This window comes from Streptomyces sp. NPDC020489 (genome assembly GCF_044386545.1).
GTDB lineage: Bacteria > Actinomycetota > Actinomycetes > Streptomycetales > Streptomycetaceae > Streptomyces.
In genome coordinates this window covers 811,971-832,182 of the sequence record NZ_JBIRUZ010000001.1, presented here as the reverse complement: position 1 = coordinate 832,182, position 20,212 = coordinate 811,971, and the positions used below count along the sequence as shown (strand labels likewise).

The 20,212-nt window shown below is 72.9% G+C and carries 16 protein-coding genes and 1 pseudogene; 9 read left to right on the top strand and 8 right to left on the bottom strand.

Annotated features, from left to right (window positions below; all coding sequences use genetic code 11):
- Nucleotides 1-27 precede the first annotated feature (27 nt).
- Nucleotides 28-1,515 carry a glutamate synthase subunit beta gene (locus ACH41F_RS03720; RefSeq protein WP_398832646.1) on the top strand — a complete coding sequence of 496 codons (1,488 nt, stop codon included), beginning with the start codon at nt 28-30 and terminating at the stop codon, nt 1,513-1,515.
- Between the two features lie 153 nt (nt 1,516-1,668).
- Here ACH41F_RS03720 and ACH41F_RS03715 read toward each other — a convergent pair whose 3' ends face one another.
- Nucleotides 1,669-2,163, bottom strand: a complete 495-nt coding sequence (locus ACH41F_RS03715) for a carboxymuconolactone decarboxylase family protein (protein WP_391230247.1) — start codon at nt 2,161-2,163, stop codon at nt 1,669-1,671.
- A 47-nt stretch (nt 2,164-2,210) separates the two neighbouring features.
- Here ACH41F_RS03715 and ACH41F_RS03710 point away from each other — a divergent pair, with 47 nt between their 5' ends.
- From ACH41F_RS03710 to ACH41F_RS03695, 4 genes are all read left to right on the top strand, one after another.
- Entirely contained in the window at nt 2,211-3,653 is a 1,443-nt protein-coding gene (locus tag ACH41F_RS03710; protein WP_398832644.1) for a PLP-dependent aminotransferase family protein, read from the top strand.
- Nucleotides 3,654-3,957: 304 nt separating this feature from the next.
- Nucleotides 3,958-6,228: a PEP/pyruvate-binding domain-containing protein gene (locus ACH41F_RS03705; protein WP_398832642.1), complete on the top strand. Its 2,271-nt coding sequence runs from the start codon at nt 3,958-3,960 to the stop codon at nt 6,226-6,228.
- Entirely contained in the window at nt 6,225-7,169 is a 945-nt protein-coding gene (locus tag ACH41F_RS03700; RefSeq protein WP_398832640.1) for a hypothetical protein, read from the top strand. The genes ACH41F_RS03705 and ACH41F_RS03700 overlap by 4 nt, the downstream gene beginning before the upstream one ends.
- Nucleotides 7,170-7,317: 148 nt before the next feature.
- Nucleotides 7,318-8,022, top strand: coding sequence for a dual specificity protein phosphatase family protein (locus ACH41F_RS03695; protein WP_398832638.1), 705 nt, complete (start codon nt 7,318-7,320; stop codon nt 8,020-8,022).
- 123 nt (nt 8,023-8,145) lie between these two features.
- On the opposite strand, the gene ACH41F_RS03690 is transcribed toward ACH41F_RS03695, so the two are convergent.
- Together ACH41F_RS03690 and ACH41F_RS03685 are read right to left on the bottom strand one after the other, a co-directional pair.
- Nucleotides 8,146-8,400 (bottom strand): DUF397 domain-containing protein, encoded by a 255-nt coding sequence (locus ACH41F_RS03690; protein WP_059197394.1) that lies wholly within the window; start codon nt 8,398-8,400, stop codon nt 8,146-8,148.
- Nucleotides 8,401-9,261 (bottom strand): Scr1 family TA system antitoxin-like transcriptional regulator, encoded by an 861-nt coding sequence (locus ACH41F_RS03685; RefSeq protein WP_391230239.1) that lies wholly within the window; start codon nt 9,259-9,261, stop codon nt 8,401-8,403.
- A gap of 239 nt (nt 9,262-9,500) precedes the next feature.
- Between ACH41F_RS03685 and ACH41F_RS03680 the strand changes: the two are divergent.
- The 3 genes and pseudogenes from ACH41F_RS03680 to ACH41F_RS03670 all read left to right on the top strand — a co-directional run.
- A pseudogene (locus ACH41F_RS03680) lies at nt 9,501-10,109 on the top strand (ATP-binding protein); the annotation flags it as partial.
- Nucleotides 10,110-10,330: 221 nt separating this feature from the next.
- Nucleotides 10,331-10,771, top strand: a complete 441-nt coding sequence (locus ACH41F_RS03675; RefSeq protein WP_391230238.1) for a hypothetical protein — start codon at nt 10,331-10,333, stop codon at nt 10,769-10,771.
- A gap of 349 nt (nt 10,772-11,120) precedes the next feature.
- Nucleotides 11,121-13,052, top strand: coding sequence for an ABC transporter ATP-binding protein (locus ACH41F_RS03670; RefSeq protein WP_398832634.1), 1,932 nt, complete (start codon nt 11,121-11,123; stop codon nt 13,050-13,052).
- A gap of 11 nt (nt 13,053-13,063) precedes the next feature.
- Here the strand turns inward: ACH41F_RS03670 and ACH41F_RS03665 are convergent, their stop codons facing one another.
- From ACH41F_RS03665 to ACH41F_RS03645, 5 genes are all read right to left on the bottom strand, one after another.
- Nucleotides 13,064-13,249, bottom strand: coding sequence for a hypothetical protein (locus tag ACH41F_RS03665; RefSeq protein WP_391230236.1), 186 nt, complete (start codon nt 13,247-13,249; stop codon nt 13,064-13,066).
- Between the two features lie 153 nt (nt 13,250-13,402).
- A complete protein-coding gene (locus ACH41F_RS03660; protein ID WP_391230235.1) occupies nt 13,403-14,092 on the bottom strand; it encodes a DUF899 family protein in 690 nt (229 codons plus the stop codon).
- Nucleotides 14,093-14,234: 142 nt separating this feature from the next.
- Entirely contained in the window at nt 14,235-15,581 is a 1,347-nt protein-coding gene (locus tag ACH41F_RS03655) for an amidohydrolase family protein (protein ID WP_391230233.1), read from the bottom strand.
- A gap of 90 nt (nt 15,582-15,671) precedes the next feature.
- Entirely contained in the window at nt 15,672-17,546 is a 1,875-nt protein-coding gene (locus tag ACH41F_RS03650) for an FUSC family protein (protein ID WP_398832629.1), read from the bottom strand.
- A gap of 652 nt (nt 17,547-18,198) precedes the next feature.
- Nucleotides 18,199-18,930: a hypothetical protein gene (locus tag ACH41F_RS03645; RefSeq protein ID WP_391230230.1), complete on the bottom strand. Its 732-nt coding sequence runs from the start codon at nt 18,928-18,930 to the stop codon at nt 18,199-18,201.
- A gap of 219 nt (nt 18,931-19,149) precedes the next feature.
- On the opposite strand from ACH41F_RS03645, the gene ACH41F_RS03640 reads away from it, so the two are divergent.
- The gene (locus ACH41F_RS03640) at nt 19,150-19,752 is read left to right on the top strand and encodes a hypothetical protein (RefSeq protein ID WP_391230229.1); all 603 of its coding nucleotides are present in this window, start codon (nt 19,150-19,152) and stop codon (nt 19,750-19,752) included.
- Nucleotides 19,753-20,212: the final 460 nt, after the last annotated feature.

Genomic DNA, 20,212 nt, shown 5'->3' with positions numbered 1-20,212 from the left:
GTCGCTGCCCACGCAAGGAAGACGGCCATGGCCGATCCCAAGGGATTCATGACCACCCCTCGTCAGGACTGGCCTCGTCGGCCGGTCGAGGAGCGGGTCCGGGACTGGGACGAGGTGTACGTCCCCGGGGCGCTGCTGCCCATCGTCACCAAGCAGGCCGACCGGTGCATGGACTGCGGCATCCCGTTCTGCCACGACGCCTGCCCGCTGGGGAATCTGATCCCGGAGTGGAACGACCTGGTCAGCAGGGACGACTGGCGGCAGGCGGCCGACCGGCTGCACGCGACGAACAACTTCCCGGAGTTCACCGGGCGGTTGTGTCCGGCGCCGTGCGAGGCCGGGTGTGTGCTGGCCATCAACCAGCCCGCGGTCACCATCAAGAACGTCGAGGCCGCCATCGCCGACCGAGCCTGGGAGCTGGGGTTCACGCCCCCGCGGCCGCCGGACCGGCTGTCGGGGCGGACGGTCGCGGTGATCGGCTCGGGGCCGACCGGGCTGGCCGCGGCACAGCAGTTGACGCGGGCCGGGCACACGGTCGTGGTGTACGAGAAGGACGACCGGCTCGGCGGGCTGATGCGGTACGGCATCCCCGAGTTCAAGATGGAGAAGCACCATCTGGAGCGGCGGATCGAGCAGATGCGGGCCGAGGGCACGAAGTTCCGTACGTCGACGGCTGTCGGGCGGGACGTCGGTGCGGCGGAGCTGCGGTCGCGGTACGACGCGGTGGTGATCGCGACGGGGGCGACGGCCTGGCGTGAACTGCCGGTACCGGGACGGGGGTTGTCCGGCGTCCAGCAGGCGATGGAGTACCTGCCGCTGGCCAACCGGGTGTGCGAGGGGGACGTGCGGAACTCCCCGATGTCCGCCACCGGGAAGCATGTCGTCATCGTCGGTGGCGGGGACACGGGAGCCGACTGTCTGGGCACCGCGGTGCGTGAAGGCGCCGCGTCCGTGACCCAGTTGGACATCTACGCCCAGCCGGGCGCCGACCGCGACGAGGACGCCGAGCCCTGGCCGACGTACCCTAAGATCTACCGGCTGTCGGCCGCCCACGAGGAGGCCGGCGTCCTGCGCACCGCCCCGGCGGCGGACGCGGACGCGCGGCTGTTCGCGGCGTCCACGCTCCGCTTCACCGGCGACGCCGACGGGCATGTGCGGTCGCTGCACCTGGTCGAGGTCGACGCGCGACGGCGGCCGCTGCCGGGCACCGCGCGGGCCCTCCCCGCCGACCTCGTCCTGCTCGCCCTCGGCTTCTCCGGGCCGGACCGGGAGGACGGGATGATCGACCAGCTGGGGCTGGCGATGGAGCCGCGCGGCACGATCCGGCGGGACGCCGGTTTCGCCACGAACGTGCCCGGGGTGTTCGCCGCGGGGGACGCCGCCCGCGGGCAGTCGCTCATCGTGTGGGCGATCGCCGAGGGGCGCGCGGTGGCGGCGGCCGTCGACCGTCACCTGACGGGAAGTTCACAACTCCCCGCCCCGATCGGACCGTTCGACCGCCCGATGGCGGTGTGACCGGCCCGCCCGGCCGCCACCACGGCCCGTGGGGCCGGCCTCACCACGACCGGCCGCCACCCCAATGACAGGCCTCGGACACCGCCCGCCTCGGACACCGCCCGCCTCGGACATGATCCGCCTCGGACACGCCCGCCTCTGACGCGATCCGCCTCAGACCCGCTCGTCCGTCCCCGCCACCTTCTTCGTCGCCAGCGCCACCCTGTTCCACGTGTTGATCGTCATGGCGAGGGCCAGTACGTGGGCCAGTTCCTCCTCCTCGAACACGGCCGCGGCCTCGGCGTAGACGTCGTCGGGGACACCTCCGTCGGCGACCAGGGTGACCGCCTCCGTCAGAGCCAGGGCGGCCTGCTCCCGCTCGCTGAAGAAGTGCCGGGCCTCGCGCCACACCGCGACCATGTGGAGCCGGTCCTCGCTCTCGCCGGCCTTGCGGGCGTCGTTGGTGTGCATGTGGAGGCAGTAGGCGCAGTGGTTGAGGTGCGAGGCGCGGATCTGGATCAGTTCCACCAGGGCCGGGTCGAGGCCCTCGCGGGCGGCGGCGTCGAAGCCGACGAGGGCGCGGAAGACCTTCGGGGCGCTCCGCGCGAAGTCCAGACGGGCCACGACTGCGGTATCCGTGCTCATGCTCGTGCTCGTGTTCGTCGTCATGTCCTTCAACCTACGGTCCGGATAGACCCGCTGTAGGGTGCATTTCCATGGCGGAATCGTGGGTCAATTCGGCGGAGCGCATCGGCTCCGACCTGCACCTGGAGCTCTCCGGGCCGGGTGGCAGACGGGCCGCCCTCATCGACGCCCTGCGCGAGGCTGTGCGCGATGGCCGGCTCGCGCCCGGCACCCGCCTGCCGCCGTACCGCTCGCTCGCCGCCGATCTCGGGGTGGCCCGCAACACGGTGGCGGACGCCTACGCCGAACTCGTCGCGGAGGGCTGGCTCACCGCGCGACAGGGCTCGGGCACCCGGGTCGCGGAGCGCGCGGAGCCCCTGCGCGGGCACGCGCGCGTACCCGTGAGAACGCCGCCACGCGCGCGTGGCCCGCGGCACGACCTGCGGCAGGGCGCCCCGGACGCGTCGGCGTTCCCGCGCGCGGCCTGGCTCGCCTCGTACCGGCGGGCCCTCCAGCAGGCGCCCAACGAGGTGTTCGGCCCCGGTGACCCGGCCGGCCGGATCGAGTTGCGGGAGGCGCTCGCGGAGTACCTGGCACGCGCGCGTGGCGTGCGCACCGAGCCCGGCCGGATCGTGGTCTGTTCCGGCTTCGCGCACGCGCTGCGGCTGCTCTTCGCCGCGCATCCGCCGGTCCTGCGCGGCCCGTTGGCCGTGGAAGAGTACGGCCTGCCGTTCCACCGCGAACTGCTCGCCGCCGCGGGTGTGCGGACCGTGCCGCTGCCCCTGGACGAACACGGCGCCGACGTGGGCAGGTTGGGGCGGGAGCGGGCCGTGCTGCTCACGCCCGCCCACCAGTTCCCGACCGGCGGACCGTTGCACGCCGAGCGTCGGGCGGCCGTCGTCGACTGGGCACGCGCGCGGGGCGGGGTGGTGCTGGAGGACGACTACGACGGCGAGTTCCGCTACGACCGCAAGCCCGTCGGCGCGGTACAGGGGCTCGATCCGGAGCGGGTGATCTTCGTCGGCTCGGTCAGCAAGAGCCTGTCGCCCGCGGTGCGGCTGGGCTGGATGGTGCTGCCGGAGCGGTACGTCGACGGCGTCCTCGCGGCCAAGGGCGAGCGGGAGGCCTGGGCGAGCATCCTCGACCAGCTGAGCCTCGCCGACTTCCTCTCCTCCGGGTCGTACGACCGTCATGTGCGGCGTATGCGGCAGCGGTACCGGAGCCGTCGCGACCGGCTCGTCGCCGCGCTCGCCGAGCACGCGCCGCACATCGAGGTCACCGGGGTCGCGGCCGGGCTGCACGCGGTGCTGCGGCTGCCGCCGGGCACCGAGCGGTCCGCGGTGAAGGCGGCCACCTGGGCGGGCGTCGCCCTCGACGGCCTCGCCGACTTCCGGCACCCGCGGGCGGCCCAGGAGGTGACGGCACCGCCGTACGACGGGCTGGTCGTCGGCTACGCCACCCCCTCGGAGCACGCCTACGGGGCGGCCCTGGACGCGCTGTGCGGGGCGCTGCCACCCGCGACCGAACTCGGCTGAGGGAGCCGGCAGAGGGGCCTGGCCGAGAGGGCTCCCTTGTCCGGAAGAGACCCGGCGTACCGCCCGCCGAGGAGTGCGCCCGCGCGCTCTCGTACGGCGTTCGCCCTCCTTCGCCGTGCGCCCGAAAAGGCCGGATTCCGACCGACATGGAACCGGGCTGCGGTGGGATCATTGCAACAGGAGGTGTGCCGCCGTCGACTCCGCCGGGATCGGCAGCGGTTCACCACATCCTTCGTTCCGCCGTCAGGCGCAGGGCCACCCCCGCGCGTCCCCCCTGTAGGCGGCCGGTCCTGGAGGGTGAGCGATGACGACACTCGACGAACGTCACGGAGAAGGTGCGCGAGACGGGGACAGGCCCCGGGGCGAGGTGGCCCTCGGTCTGGTCGACGCCCCTGCCCCGGCCCCCCTTCCCCTCGACCACCCCGACGCCGCACTGCCGGACAGCGCCGGGTCCAAGGCCGCGAACCTCGCACGCGCGGCCGGTGCGGGGCTGCCCGTGCTCCCCGGCTTCGTGATCCCCGACCAGGGGGGCGGGGACCTCGCCGCCCTGCGGCGCGCCTGGGAGGAGCTCTCCGAGGGCGGCTCGCGCCCGCTGGTCGTCCGGTCCTCCTCGCCCCAGGAGGACACCGAGGAGTCCTCGATGGCGGGCCGGTTCGCCTCCGTCCTGGACGTGCGCGGCTGGCCGGCCTTCCGTACGGCGGTGCGGACCGTGCTCGACTCCGCGGTACGGCCCGACGGGTCCACGGCGCCCATGGCGGTGCTCGTGCAGCCGATGCTCGCGGCGCGGGTCGGCGGGGTCGTGTTCGGCGCCGATCCCGTCGCGGGACGGGCCGACCGGATGTTGGTGAGCGCGGTGCGGGGCGGCCCGGACACCCTGGTCAGCGGGGAAGAGGCGGGCACCGACTACTGGCTGAGCGGTCGGGGACGGCTGCTGCGGACGGGGTCCGCGGAGGGTGGGGCCGGGGGTGGCGCGGAGGGCGGCGCCCGGGGTGGCGCGGAGGGCGGCGCCCGGGGTGGCGCGGAGGGCGGCGCGCTCCTCACCCGCTCCGAGCTGGCCCGGCTGGCGCGGCTCGCGCGGCGGGCCCGCCGGCTCTTCGGCGGACCGCAGGACATCGAGTTCGGGTTCGACGCGGACGGCCGGCTGTGGCTGTTCCAGAGCCGCCCGATCACGGCGATGGCGGCACGGCCACCGCGCGGGGCGCGACTGCTGGGGCCGGGTCCGGTGGCGGAGACACTGCCCGAGCAGCTGGCGCCGCTGGAGGAGGACCTGTGGGTGGCGCCCATGGCACGCGGGCTCGCCGCCGCGCTCGACATCGGCGGGAGCGCGCCCCGACGGCTGCTGCGGACCGTGCCGGTGGTCACGACCGTCGCTGGGCGGGCCGCCGCCGATCTGCGGCTGCTGGGCGCCGCTCCCCCGCGGCACCGCTGGCTGGCGTTGCTGAACCCGGCACCGGGGGCGCGCAAGCTGGCCGCGGCATGGCGGGTGGGCCGGCTCTCGGCCGCGCTGCCGGGGCTGGCGACGGATCTCGTGGCGGACGTCGACCGCCGCCTGGCCGAGATCCCGCGCCTGTCCACGCTCCCGGCGTCCGCGCTGGTCGCCGAGGTCCGTTGGTCCCGTAGGGCCCTGGTCTCGCTGCACGCTCAGGAGGCCCTCGCGGGAGCCCTCCTGGCCGAGCCCGCGAAGAGTCGTACGGGGGCCGGTACGGCGCTGGCCGCGCTGGGGACGGCACGCGCGCGTGGCGTCCCCGACGACCGGGCGATCGCCGAGAACCCGGTGATCCTGGCCCTCACCGCACCGAGCCTGCGCGGCCGGGCACGGCTGCCGGAGTCGACGAGCCCGGGCGCCGGCACCGGCACCGGCACCGGCACCGGCACGGAGCTGGCTCCGCCCGGACCCCACGAACCGAACCCCACCGAGACCGCCACCACGACCGACCCCTCACGCCCGACGGGCACCACCCCACCAACCGACCCCCCACACCTCCCCGAGACCACCCCCCTCCCACCCCGCGAAGCCCTCCGCCTCCGTATCCGGTGGGTCCAGGAGCTCCAGGTGCGGCTCGTGCGGGAGGCGGGGCAGCGGGTCGGGCTGGACGTGGAGCAACTCGGGCTGTTGCGCTGGCGGGAGCTGGCCGCGGTGCTGCACGGCGCGGCGCTGCCCGGCGACCTCGGGACGCGGGTCCCGCCGGACGGGTCCCCGCCGCTGCCGGACGCGTTCCGGCTGACGGAGGGCGGGGCCGTCGTCGCCGAGCGGACCGGTGGCGGCCGTGACGGGATGCGGGGCGTCTCCGGCGGGCGGGCCGTCGGGACCGTGTGGGACGGGGTGGGCCCCCCGCCGAAGGACCCCGTGCTCGTCGTACGGACTCTTGATCCCGCGCTCGCCCCGCTGCTGCCCGGGCTCACCGCACTGGTCGCGCAGACCGGCAGCCCTTTGTCCCATCTCGCGGTGCTGGCACGGGAGTTCGGGCTCCCTGCCGTCGTCGGCGCGGCGGAGGCCGTGCACCGCTTCCCGGTCGGCTCCCGCCTCACCGTCGACGGGACCGCCGGGGACGTGAGCCCGGGAGACGCGCCATGAGGAGGGTGGCGTACGTCTTCGGCGGGCTGGCAGCGGCCGGGACCGGGACGTATCTCGTCGTCTATCTGTACCGGTGGCAGTGGCAGCGGGCCCTGCTGTGCGGAGTGCTGCTGCTGGTCGTGGAGGTCATGCTGCTCGGCATCGCGACGCTGGGGCGGCTGACCCGCATCGAGGAGCGGCTGCGCGCGTCCGACCGTCGGCAGCGGGAGCTGGCGGCTCGGCAGGAGGACGCGCTCGCCCGGCTCCGGCAGCCGGCCGTGGAGCGCGTGGAGACCCGGTTCCGGTGGCTGGAGAACCCGGCGGACCGGACGTACGTCTTCGTGCCGGTGCTGATGGTCACGGGTGTGCTGTTGTCCGGGCTGGCCTGGGTGGTGCAGCGGGTCGCGTCGGCCACCGCGCGCCCGGCCGAGCGGCGGCTCGCGGGCCGGCTGGCCGTCCTCACCGCACCGGACCCGGCCGCACCGGACGACCCGGCCTCACCAGGCGGCCTGGACGACCTGGACGACCTGCCCTCGCCGGTGGCCGCGCTGCCGAGGGCCCGGGCCGTGCGGGTGACCGCGGTCGGTGTGGTCGGTGTCGCCCTGCTCGGCGGGCTCGTGCTGGGGCTCGCGGACCTCACCCAGACCCGGGAGGAGAACGCCGACGACAGCGCGGCGACCTCGGTGGTCGTCAAGGTGGAGATGCGCGGCCCGGACACCACGGACCAGCGGCGGTCACTGGCCGCGGCGCAGGTCTGGGAGCGCTGCCGGGACTCCACGTCGGTCCCGCTGCGGCACGCGACCCTCGGCGACCTGGGTGACGGTCTGTACGCCGGGGTCGTCCGGCCCGCCCTCACCGACCACGACCGGGTGCGGCTGCGCGGCTGCCTGGAGGACGCGACCCTGGAGCGCGCTCACCTCACAGTGGTCGGCATCGGTGACGCGGACGCGGACGACGACTGAGGGGTCACGGACCGGCCCGCGGGCCCGGATCACAAGATCATGCGGACATAAAGGACAGATTTAGGGACGTACACGGACAAGACGACCAATCGGGTGACGTGTTACTTTGCGAAGGCGCCCACACGTCCCCTCATCCCCCGGGTCGCCCATGGCTGTCATCGCCACCACCCTCCCCCGCCCCACCTTCCCCGACCGTTCGCCCCTGCGGCGCGTCCGCCGCATCCTCGTCGGTGTCGTCGTCGGCTATCTCGCCCTCTGGGCGGTCGGTGCCGGCGGCATCCTCGCCGCCTCCTGGCTGGTACGCGAGGACACCCCCGCACCGGCCGGGACGCGCACGGTACAGGGGGTCCATCACTTCCAGCCGGTCGACACCCAGGGCCGACTCTGGCGCGGCTCCGCCCCCTCCCCCGCCGGTTACCGGTCGCTGGCGGCCATGGGCATCACCACCGTCGTCGACCTGCGCGCCGAGGACCTGAGCGCCTCCCAGCTCGCCGGGCCGAAGAAGGCCGGCCTGGACGTCGTACGCATGCCCGTCCGGGACGGGCAGACCCCGACGCCCGCGCAGGTGCGGCGGTTCCTGGACGTCGTCGCCGGGTCGTCCGGGCAGGTGTTCGTGCACTGCGGCGCGGGGGTCGGTCGTACGGGGGCGATGGCGGCGGCGTATCTCGTGCGGACCGGCGAGGAGTCGTCCGCGGCGGCGGTGCGGCGCAATCTCGCGGTCGGGCCGCCGTCGATCGAGCAGATCTACTACGGGCTGAACCTGAGCCCCGCCGAGGCCGAGCAACCGCCGCTCCCCGTCGTGGCCGTCAGCCGCCTCGTGGACGCGCCGCGCCGCATCGCCTCCTGGTTCTGAGCGCCGGGGCGGGGCCGAGGCGCCGTCGGGCGGGACCTGCTCGCGCCGTTCGCGGGCAGGGGACCTGCGTGCATCAATTAACCATCACGGCAAGGAAGTTCAGGTCAGCGTCGGACCAACACGTCACGACAGCAGGAAGTCCGCCTCCCCCGCCTTCGCGCCCTCGATGAAGGCGGTCATCTCGTCGGTGGTGTAGATCAGCGCCGGGCCGTCGGGATCGGTCGACTGACGGACGGCGATGCGTCCGTCGGCGAGCTTCATCGCCTCCAGGCAGTTGCCGCCGTTGCCGCCGCTCCAGGGCTTGTGCCAGCCCTCACTGCCCAACTCCCGCGCGGGCATGCCGTTGTAGACGGGTATGCGCGGCTTGATGCGATCCATTCACAGCTCCTTGCGGAGATCCCGGAGGATCTCCTTCGTGCGATGTGCCGTAGCGGCCTGCGCCGCCATGCGGTCCATGACCTCGAGATGGGTCGCCACCTCGGGGCGCGCGTCGAGATAGACGGCGCCGGTCAGGTACTCGCTGTAGACCATGTCCGGAAGCTCCGGCACGGCGAATCGGAACAGCACGAAGGGCCCGTACGTGCCGGGGTGCGGCCCGTGTGCGAACGGGGCGATCTGCAACGTCACGTTGGGCAGCTTCGTGGCCTGGAGCAGCTTGTCGATCTGGGCACGCATCACCTCCGGGCCGCCGACAGGGCGGCGCAGCGCGGTCTCGTCCACCACGGCCCAGAACCGCGGCGCGTCGGGACGGGTGAGCAGTTCCTGGCGTTGTACTCGCAGTGCGACGTGCCGTTCGATGTCGTCCGGGCTGGTCTGGCCGATGGCTCCCGACTTCAGCACTCCGCGGGCGTAGTCCTCGGTCTGGAGCAGTCCGGGCAGGAAGTGCGGGTCGTAGGACCGGATGAGGCTGGCGGCGCCCTCGAGGCTGACGTACATCGAGAACCAGCCGGGCAGGATGTCGTGGAACCGCTGCCACCAGCCGGGCCTGTTGGCCTCCTCGGCCAGCTCCACGAAGGCGTCGGCCTCCTCCTCGGAGACGCCGTAGGACTTCAGGAGCAGTTGCAGATACGGGATCTTGAGGCTGACCTCGGCCATCTCCATGCGGCGGACCGTGGCGGGGGCGACGCGGAGGATCTTGGCGGCCTCCTCGCGCTTGAGACCGGCGCGCTCGCGCAGATCCAGCAGGCGCCGTCCGAGGACGACCTGGCCGACCGTCGGCGCGGACCGCGGCTCGCTCACCCTCCACCTCCTGGACGTCCCGGGGGTCCTGGGACCCGTTAAAAATGGCGCAAAAGAATCCTGGCAGGCGGACGGCGCCATTCGAAGACCTATTCGAAGACCTGGTCGGATCTCCGGTGATCTCAACTGGCGCCGCTCGACATGCTGTTGCGAGCAGTGTGCCACGGCCTTCCAGACCGTCACACAGCACTCTGCATTTTTCAGAGTGACACTTGCCAAGTGTTCACGGCGGGGCGATAGTGGCAAGCGTGATTCCGTCCGCGCCCTTAGGAACAGACGCCGCCGCAGGCCCCCACAGCCTCGGTGCCGCCGAGGGAGTTTCCCCTGGTGGGGCCGTTGCCGAGCGCCGGTTCCGGTTCGAGCTGGCCGCACATCCGGGTTCCCCGGCGCAGGCCAGACGGCTGACGCGGGCTCGGCTGAACGGCTGGTCGGTCTGCGAGGACATCTGCGACTCGGCGGCTCTGGTGGTCACCGAGCTGGTCACCAACGCGATCGTGCACACGGCGAGCAGCCACATAGTGTGCGAGCTCCACGACGGCGACGAGCTGGTGCGAATAGCCGTCCGTGACGAGGGTTGCGCACCGGGTCAGACGCGTCCGTCGTCGCAGCGCGGCGAGGAGGAGCACGGGAGGGGACTGCTTCTCGTCGACGCCCTCTGTCACGCCTGGGGCGCCCACGAACAGGGCTTCGGTCTGCTCGTCTGGGCGGAGCTGCCCCGCAAGGCAGACACCCCGCGCCACGACTGCGGGCCCTGCAACGACCTGGGCTGGGGAGCCCGCCCCAAGCCCGGCCGCCCCGACGGTCCCGGCGACCAGGACGACGACCCCGACGCCCGCCACGACGAGACCGCCCCGCACCACATCGACGAGGCCGCTCCGCACCACATCGACGAGGCCGCTCCGCACCACCACGGCACGGAGCACCACCACGGCACGGAGCGACCTCAAGGCGCGGAGCGCCCGCACGACACCGCGCGTCATCTCGACCCCGCTCACCACCAGGACACCACGCACCAGCACGCCGTGGACCGGCTCCACGGACCGGCCCGTCAGCACGGGACGGGGGGCGCATGGCTGTAAGGCACCTGGCCGGCGGCACGGCACTGACCCTGGACACGCTGGTCCGCCTCCGACGCGGTCTGCACGCCCCGGCCGCACCCCGCCGCCTCCCCCTCCCCGAGGGCATGACGGCCCCGCTGGGCTGCGACGCGGTGGCGGTACCCGCCCGCCTCGGTCCGCTGATCATGCCCCGCCTGCCCCGAGCCGGGTGCGTCTACGCCGATGAGACGCACTGGTGGTGGCTGCTCCCGTCGGACTCGGACTACGCCCTGGAGTGGCCCGCCCCCGCCCAGTACGCCACCGGCGCGATCGTTCCGGACGCGCCGGTGGCCCCCGACCTGATACACCGACCCGAGGGCGAGCTCCCGTACACGCCGCCGATCCCGCTGTACCTGGCCCTCTGCCGGGTGACGGGGACGACGCCCACCTGGTCCCGGCCGGTCAGCGCATAGGGCCGTCCGGTAGCGCCACCCGCCCTGGCGCCCGCCGCTCGCCCTGTACGGCAGCCTCGCCGCATGCCCCCTCGCCCTGCACCGGGGTGCCCCTACCCATGGTCGTCGTCCGGCACGGGGCCGCCCCGGCGCACGCCCCGCGTCCGGTAGGGCCGCACGTCCCATGCGCCGCGCCCGCACGGCCGTACGCCACACGCCCCCGTCCGGTACGGCCGTACGCCACATGCCCCTCGCCCGGTAGGACCGTCCGGCGCACGCCCGCGTACCCCGGCATGTCCGTCTGCGCCCTGCCCCCGGCACCTGCCTCCCGCGATAGTGGCTCTCCGTCCAGGATCGGGGGAGGCCGACGGTGCGCAAGAAGCGGGACACGCCAGCACCTGAACCGTCCGAGTCGGAGCGGCTGCTCTTCGGCGGCCCGCTGCGCTACGACACGGGCTGGAACAGCCACGCCGGCGCCGGGCTCCAGCTGAGCTTCGGGGCGATGCTGCGCCAGCTCCCCGCGCTCCTCGCGCTCAGCTTCCGGCTGGCCTGGCAGGCGGACCGCAAGGCCGCACGGGTGGTGCTCGGGGCCGAGGCGGGACGGGGTGTGGCACAGGCCGTGAGCCTGCTCGCCGTGAACAGCGTGCTGGGCCGACTGATCGGCGGCGGGCCGATCGAGGAACGGCTGCGCGGTGCCGTACCCGCCCTCGCCATCATGGCCGCGGTGATGCTGGTCTCCGCGCTGCTGCGGGCCGCGTCGACGTACGCCGCCGGCCGGCTGGAACCCAAGGTCGAGCGGGTCGCCACCGAGCGGTACCTGGAGCGCGCCGCCGCCGTGGAACTCGCCGCGATCGAGGACCACGCCTTCCACAAACTGCTGGACAGCGCCCAGTACGGTGCCAGCTCGGCACGCCGCATGATCACCTACGCCACCCGGGTCATGAACGCGGCCATCTCACTGATCGCGGCCGCCGGTGTCCTGACCGTGCTGCACCCCGCCCTGCTCCCGCTGCTGGTGACCATGACGCTGCCCAGCGCCTGGAGCGCCCTGACCGTCGCCCGCCGCCGGTACGAGTCCTTCCACACCTGGGTGCAGCACGCCCGGGCCGGTCATCTCCTCAGCGGTCTGCTCACCGAGCCGGAGTCCGCGCCGGAGATCCGTCTGCACGGGGTGGGCCCCTTCCTGCTGCGCCACTACCGCGTGATGTCGGAGACGGCGGAGGCGGAACAGGCGCGGCTGGCCCGGCTGGCCGCCCGTACCGGACTCATCGCCGCGGCCTGGACCGGGATCGCGACGGTGGCGACGTACGCGACACTCGGCGGTCTGCTGCTCGCCGGGGCCATGGCGCTCTCCGTCGCGGGCACGGCCGTGATCGCGATCCGGTCCGGCTCCGCCAGCCTGGACAGCCTCGTCCTGGAAGTGAACCAGCTTCATCAGGAGGCCCTGTTCGTGGGCGATCTGCAGCGGCTGTACGTCGAGGCGGAGAAATGGGCGATCCCGGTCGGCGGGCGGGAGCTGCCCGAGGAGCCGCGGGAGATCCGCTTCGAGAACGTCACGTTCAACTATCCGGGCGAGTCCACCCGGCCCGCCCTCGACGACCTCACGCTGACGCTCCCCCTCGGCCGGATCGTCGCGCTCGTCGGCGAGAACGGCTCCGGCAAGACGACCCTCGTGAAGCTGCTCTCCGGGCTGTACACCCCCGACCGGGGCCGGATCCTGTGGGACGGTGTGGACGCGGCCGGCGCGGACCGGCGGCTGCTCGCCGAGCGGATCGCGATGGTGGCGCAGGACTTCAAACGCTGGCCGTTCACCGCGAAGGTCAATGTGGCGGTCGGCCGCTCGGCCGCGCCCCTGACCGAGGAACGGCTCGCCGAGGCGATCTCGGAGGCGGGCGCCCAGGAGGTGGTGGCCGATCTGCCGCGCGGCCTGGACACCCTGCTGGCCCGCCACTTCAGCGGCGGCCACGAGCTGTCGGGCGGGCAGTGGCAGCGCCTCGGCATCGCCCGGGCCGCGTACCGCCGTGGCCGCATCCTCATCGTGGACGAGCCGACGGCGGCCCTGGACGCGCGGGCCGAGCTGGAGGTCTTCGAGAAGATCCGGGCCCTGGCGGGCACCGGTCAGACGGTGGTCCTGATCACCCACCGACTGGCGTCCGTGCGCCACACGGACCTGGTGCACGTCCTGGAGCAGGGCCGCCTGGTGGAGTCCGGCACCCCGGAGGAACTGCTGGCCAGCGGCGGCGTCTACGCGGAGCTGTACTCGCTCCAAGCGGAACAGTTCACCGCGCCGAAGGCGAGCTGACGCCCGGGGTCTCAGGCGAGCGCGTCGACGGCCCCCTCGCCCCGCACGATGACCAGGAACGTGTCCGTGGCGAGGTCCATCACGACCTCGGCGGGCATGCCCTCCATGCGCCGCGCGTGCGCGAACTCCTCCGCCGGCCACGATCCACGGGGACCGCCCGCGGGGAAGCATTCGAGCACGGTTCGCCCGTTCACCATCCTGACCTCCAGAAAGCGTCGTACTTGTAGGAGTTAACGCCTTCCGGGGACCGATCGCCTCGCTCAGTTGCGGGACTGAGACCTAGCCGACACGGCTTTGGCGCGAAGCGTGAGAGTCCGGTTACTTACCGGTCACTTTCGCTACTTTTTGTGTCAGTCCTCGTACTCATCGTGATACCGGACGCGATCGCTCCCCGCGGGTGCCCCCAGAGCGGACGCGCGCCCCTTGGGCTGCTCCCACTCCTCCTGCCGCCCCAGCGCCGTGAGGTCGAGCAGGCTGGTGGTGGAGCCGAGTCCGTCGAGACCGCGGTCGTACGTCGAGTAGGTGTGGAAGACCCGGTCGCGCTCCCGCAGGAAGCAGCTGAGACCCGGCCGCTCGAAGGACTCCCCCTCCTGCTCCAGGGTCACCTCGAAGTCGCGGTTGAAGTCGCCGCCGTACGAGGAGTACCAGGGCACGGTCCAGCCCATCCGCGCCTTGAACGGCAGGATCTTCGTGTACGGCGCTCTGGAGACGGCCGCGAACGTCGTCCCGCGCGCCTTCAGATGCGCGAGATGCCCGATCTGGTCCAGGAACGCCGAGCAGCTGCGGCAGCCCGCGTCCCACTCGGGCGCGAACATGAAGTGGTAGACGACGAGCTGGGACCGCCCCTCGAACAGGTCGAGCAGCGTGGCCTTCCCGTCGCCGCCCTCGAAGAAGTACGCGGTGTCGACCTCCACCATGGGCAGCGAGCGCCGCTCCGCGTTGAGCGCGTCCCGCGCCCGCGTGACCGCCTTCTCCTTGACCAGCAATTCCTTGCGCGCCGCGCGCCACTGCTCACGCGAGACGACCTCCGGAAGCGACATGACCCCTCCTGCTGCGACGGTCCGTTCGGGGTGGTGACCGTGGGGAGGAGCGGAACTCATCGGCGCACGGGAAACTTTCTGCTCGGCCAGACCGATCCGACCGACCCGGCTGCCCTGACCGACCCGGCGCGGGCGCCCGTGGTCAGGTGTCGTAGTCCTGGATGCGCCGGCCGTGACCCCGCTCCAGGAGGCCCGGGAGCCGCTGCCCCAACTCGCGGACCACGTCGGCGACATCGATGGTCAGCAGCTCGCGGTCACGCATCAGGACCCGGCCGTCGACGATCGTGGTGCGGACGTCGCCGGAGCGGGCGCTGTGCACGAGGGTGGCGGCGAGGTCGTGCACCGGCTGGGTGTGCGGTCCGGTGAGGTCCACCAGGACGATGTCGGCGCGGCGGCCGGGCGCGAGGGAGCCGACGCTGTCGCCGAGCCCGACCGCGCGGGCGCTCTGGAGCGTGGCGTGGTGCAAGGCCTGGCGGGCCGTCAGCCAACGGGGGTCGCCGGTCGTGGACTTCTGGATCAGCGCGGTGAGGGCCATGGACTCCCATACGTCGAGGGAGTTGTTGGAGGCGGCGCCGTCCGTGGCCAGTCCGACGGGGACCCCGATCTCACGCAGGGCGCGTACCGGGGTGGTGGTGGGCCAGGCGAACTTGAGGTAGCCGCGGGGCGCGGTGGCGACGGCCACCCGGCCGGTGGCGGCCTGGAGGACGGGGAGGTCACGGTCGAGGATGCCGGTGCCGTGGGCGATCAGGACGTCGGTGTCCAGCAGACCGGTGCGCCGGAGCACCTCGATGGGGGTGACGCCGTGCCGGTCGAGGCTGACCTCGGTCTGGTCGCGGTTCTCGGCGGCGTGGAGATGGACGGGCAGACCGTGCTCGCGGGCGAGTCGGGCGGTGGCGGCGAGGTCGGCGTCGTCCACGGTGTACGGGGCGTGCGGCGCGAGGGCGGTGGTGATGCGGCCGCCGGCGGCGCCTCGGTGCCGCAGCGCGAACTCCAGCGACCTCTCCCGCCCTTGGGGCCCCTGGGAGGAGAAGAACGCCTCGCCGAGGTGGGCGCGCATCCCGCACGCCTCGACGACGGAGGCGACGGCCTCCATGGAGAAGTAGTGGTCCGCGAAGCAGGTGACCCCGGCACGGATCATCTCGGCGCACGCGAGCCACGCCCCCAACTCCACGTCCCGCGCGGTGAGGTTGGACTCGACGGGCCAGACGACGTCGTTGAACCACTCCTGCGTGGGCAGATCCTCGGCGACCCCGCGCAGCGCCACCATCGGGGCGTGGGTGTGGCAGTTGACGAGTCCGGGCAACGCGACCTGTCCACGGGCGTCGATGTGTTCGACGCCGGGGGGCAGGTCCGGGGAGGCCGTGACGGACGCGATGACTCCGTCTCGTACGACGATCGTGACGTCCTCCTCGAACCCGATGCGCTCCTGGTCGTCGTGGACAAGGGCCGTGCACCCGGTGATGACGAGGTCGGCGGGAGTGTCGGTCATCCCGCCAACGTACGACGGCGCCCTAGCCCCGCGTGAGCCGAACCGCGCACATCTGACGACGGGGCCCGAGGGGGCGCCCCGCGTCCGGGCTCACCCGGCCAGGGGCAGTTCGGGCAGCCGTATCCTCGCGCGCGTGCGCTCCTTGGCGAGTTCGTCCGCCAACTCCGCGAGCCGCCGAGTGTGTTCGGGGTCGACGCGGCCCGAGTCGTCGAGGTGGACGGCGCACGCGGTGGTGGTGTCGACGAGCCGTTCGAGGGTGACGACGATGTCGCCCGTGCCCTCCGAGTGGCGGGCGAGCGGGGGGAGTTCGGCGGCGGCCAGGGCGATCGCGGCGCGTGCCTCGGCGAGGGTGCGGTAGGCCTCGCGGCGCAGGGTCCAGCGTGCGGCACGGTCCTCGGACCCGCTCAGGACGTGGTCGAGGTACGCCTGAGCGGCGGCGGCCGCCACGGCGAGCCGGGACCGTACGGTGCCGCCGCGTTGTCCCGGCATCGGCAGATGGCCGACCAGGAGCACGATCGCGCAGGCCAGCAGGGTCTCGCCGATCCGTCCGGCGGACGCCTGGGGTTCACCGCCGACCATGACGAGGGCCAGCACGAGGACGGTGACGACGGCGGTCTGGACGGCGAAGTGCCGGGTGGCGACGGGAAGGAGGGCCCCGCTGAGGGCGACGAGCGCGATGAGCCCCTCGGGGCGCGGCAGCACGGCGGCGAACCCGGCGAACACCAACGCCCCGAGCACGGTCCCCGCCGCCCGGCACAGCACCCGGGAGACGAGCGGCCCGAGATCGGGCTTGACGAGGAAGACGGTGGTGGCGGGCAGCCAGTACCAGTGCTCGTGCTCGCCGTACCAGCGGGCGTGGTGCAGCGCCTGCGCGACGGCCACGCTGGCGCCGAAGCAGAGCGCGACCCGCAGCCCGTACTCCCGTCCGCCCGCCCCGAAGACGGCCCGCAGCAGGCCCTTCCCGGTACGCCGGCGGGTGTGCAGATCGCTCCCCTCGGCCCGGTCGAAGGTCTCGGCTGCCCGCAGCAGGGCGTCATCGAGCGCCCGCAGCGCGGGGGCCGACCGGGAGGGCGCGGGCAGCGGCCCGGTGTGCGCGTTCTCCCGTACGGCGACGGCGAGCCGCCGGGGGCCCGCGGAGGCCCGTCCGGCCCCGGTCTCCCCCGCCCAGGCGAGCGCGGTCGCGGCCTCGGCGAGGGGCAGCGCGGCGGCGTACTGCGCGTGCAGCCGCCGTTCCGCGGAGGAGCTGGCGTACCGGCGCAGCCGTGGTCCGGCGAGCGCGTCCTGGGCGTGGTCGAGGGCGGCGGTGAGCGCGGCACGCCGGGCGGTGGCGTGCGGGCCGCCCGCGGCGTCGAGCAGGTCAGCCACGGCGTCGTAGACCGCGGCCACGGCGTCCCGTTCCCCGTCGAACCGGAAGTCCCCGGCGAGCGCGCCGGGCGTCGGCAGGGCGAGCCGCAGCGCGAGCAGCCATCCGGCCCCGGCGAGATAGGCGAGGGCCCGCTGCCACCCCTCCTCCGGCAGGGGCATGCCCGCCCCGATGGCGCACGCGACGAGCAGCTGGGTACCGGCCGCCGAGGCGACGGGCCCGACGGCACTGATCCCGCCCGCGACGAGCCCGACACCGGTGAGCAGCAGGGTCAGCGCCACGGCTCCGGCATGATCACCGGCGTACGTCCCGACGAACAGCCCGACCGCGCCCGCCAGCGCCGGCACGCCGAGCCGTACGACGGAGGCCCGCCGGCCGCCGGGACGGTCGTTGATCCCGGCCAGCATCGCCGCGATGGCCGCGACCACCCCGAACGACACCCGGTCCACCAGCACCGCACCCAGCAGCAGCGGCCCGGCGGCCAACGCGCCCCGCGTCACCGCGCTCCAGGGCACCGGCCCGCGCTGCGCACGCAGGGCATGGGCGAGCCAGGGCGGAAGGGCGAGAGCGCGGGTACGGGCGGGCGTGCGCGTGCGGGACACAGGGCTCCTGTCGACTGATCGAGGGCGGGGGCTGCCTTCGGGCGACGGTGGCCGGGCGATCGGTGTCCACGGTAGAGGGAGTTTCTGGAGGAGATGGGGCTGTCGTATTTCGGGAATGTGACGATGCCGGGAAAGGGCGTGTTCTTTATGAACGCAAAACGCGCGGAAAACGGGAGCGGGCCCGAGGGCGTAGCCTGCCCCCGGGCCCTGTCGGTGCCGTCCATGTGGCACGCCGGCACACTTGAGGACCCAGATCAGTCGTAATGTCGTCGCGTCCTGCCTTTGGACCACCGCACATCGAGCTGTGCGGACTGGACTTGAACCAGCATCTCGACGCCCTGGGCCTGGGCCCGGTCGATCCGGCGATCGACGGCGAATACTGAGTCTGGAGCAATAGTCTGAGATTGATCGCGGTCTGCCTCTGCCGATTGGGCTACCGCGGCGCGTGAAGGTGCCGCGGGGAGGACTCGAACCTCCACTGGAACCGCGCAGTCACGACAAGCTTCAGCTTCAGCTTGCGCTCCTCGCGCACCCCGGCCTCACAGGGCCGGGGAGTTTTCGAGGCTACCCGAATTCGGGGCTGTCCGAATCTAGGTTGCCTGAATCGGGGTTGCCTGAATCGGGTTGCCCGAAGGGGTTGCCTGAATCGGGGTTATCCGAAGAGGTAACCGAACACGGCGTCCCCGACCCGCTGGTCCACGACGTCGACGCCGTTCGCCTCCTCGCGGGCGAACTTCACGGCCTGCTGCAACTTCTCGACGCGGTCGAGGAGTTCGTTGACGCGCCGCGCCGGAAGGGCACCGGAGAACTTCACGGTGGTCCAGTAACCGATGGGCACGTCCTCGTAGTAGACCTCGACCTGCGCCGGGTGCTTCTCGGTCGCCTCGGCCTTCACGTGGTTGCGGGGCACCTTCTTGGTACGAAGGGTCCGCACCGGCTCGGTCTTCCAGGAGTCCGTGGACGGGTCCTGCACCCACGCCTCGGAGGCGTCGAGCACCGGCAACTTCCGTACGAACGTGTTGAGATCGACGAGCTGCTTCTCCAGGAAGAGCAGATACGACACCGGCACGTCGGCGACGAGCACCCGCCCGTCCACCGTCACGTCCGCGCGCGCGGCACAGTTGGCCCAGTCCTTGGTGGCGGTCACGTCGAAGAGACGCGTCAACGTCGCCGCGGTCTCCCGCAGCACGTCCTCGGCCTTCACCTGCACCCGGGTCGACTCGGGCGGCAACTGCTCGCCCTCCTCGTCCTTCGGCTGGTACGTACGCGAGATCCCGGCCAGCAACGCGGGCTTCTGCAACCCGTGGTGAGCTGCCGTCAGGTCCTGGTGCGCCTTGGACTTGACGCCTTTCTCGACTGCGATGATCTGATTGAGTTTCGCCACATCGGGGACGGTAGCAGTGACAACGGCCGCATATCGAAAGATTATTCGCGGCCCGGGGCGGGCGGTACCGCGGCACCGCGCCCAAAGACCCCCACCCTGGCCCTGTTCGGCCTTTCCGAAGAGGATCAGGGCCCACTCCACGGCACCCTTCAGCGCGGCCGCCCGAACCAGTCGTCCCCGAGGGCGAGGTGCCCTACCCTGACCAGGGGGAGAGTGATCATGACGTACAGACAGCGCAAGCGGCGTCGGCCGAGCGGTCCGACACAGGTCACGGCCAGGCTGGCGATCCCGTTCGTCGGCGACATCACCGGCACCTGGGAACCCGCCGACGCGGAGCGCAGCGCGGCCTGGGAGCTGTACCTGGAACTCGTCACCCGCGTGTCCGTCGAGGAACTCGACCAGGAGGAAGGCTTCCTGCGCGAGGCGCTGACCTCCCTCTACACCTTCTTCGACACCACCCGCGAGATCCTCCGCCGCTACGGCCCGGAGATCGCCCCGCCCCTGGCCCCCGGCCATGTCAGCTTCGGCATCCTCGCCGTCACCGTCCTCAACCGCGTTCTGCGCCCCCTGCTCGCGACCTGGCATCCGCGGCTGTCGGCGTACGAGTCCCAGCGCCCGGACGGAGTGGATCCGGTGGCGTGGGAACGGCGTTGGGAACACGCGGACGCCCTGCGTGAGCGCATCGGGGAGGTCCGCCGGACCCTCGTCTCGCTGGCGCACACCCTCCAGGAGGTGGCGGACGTCAGCGACCTCATCAACCTGCCGTCCCCACGCTCCCCGATGGCCGCCGACGACACTGCGGGACACAGGGCACGGGACTGAAACCGGGCCGCCGTTCGTCACGGGAGGCTGCATCTGCGGATCCGCACTGCTGGGCGGTTGTCCACAGGCGGCGTCCGCCGTGGGCGATTGTCAGTGGCAGGCGCTTCAATGGGATGTGTCGTCACAGTGAGTCACGGCAGTTGCGTTCAGTCGCAGGGCGTTTTCGGGCGCGCGGGGCTTGGAGCGTCCTGGGCGCCCTGGGTGTCAAGAGGGGCCGTCGGTGCCCCGGGTGCCCTGTGTGATGGAGCGTCATGGAATGTCACGACGGGCCGCGGGTACCGGCCTGTGGTGAGTCAACGGGGGAGGCAGTGATGGTGGGTCGTGGGGAGCACGAGGAGGACGGTCGGCGGTACGTCTCACTGGCCGGCCTGCGACTGCGGGGATGGACCAACGGCGGCTTGGTGCACCGCCTTCTCGGCCCCCCGGACCGGCTGAGCGTCGATCCGCGCGCCCTGGCCGC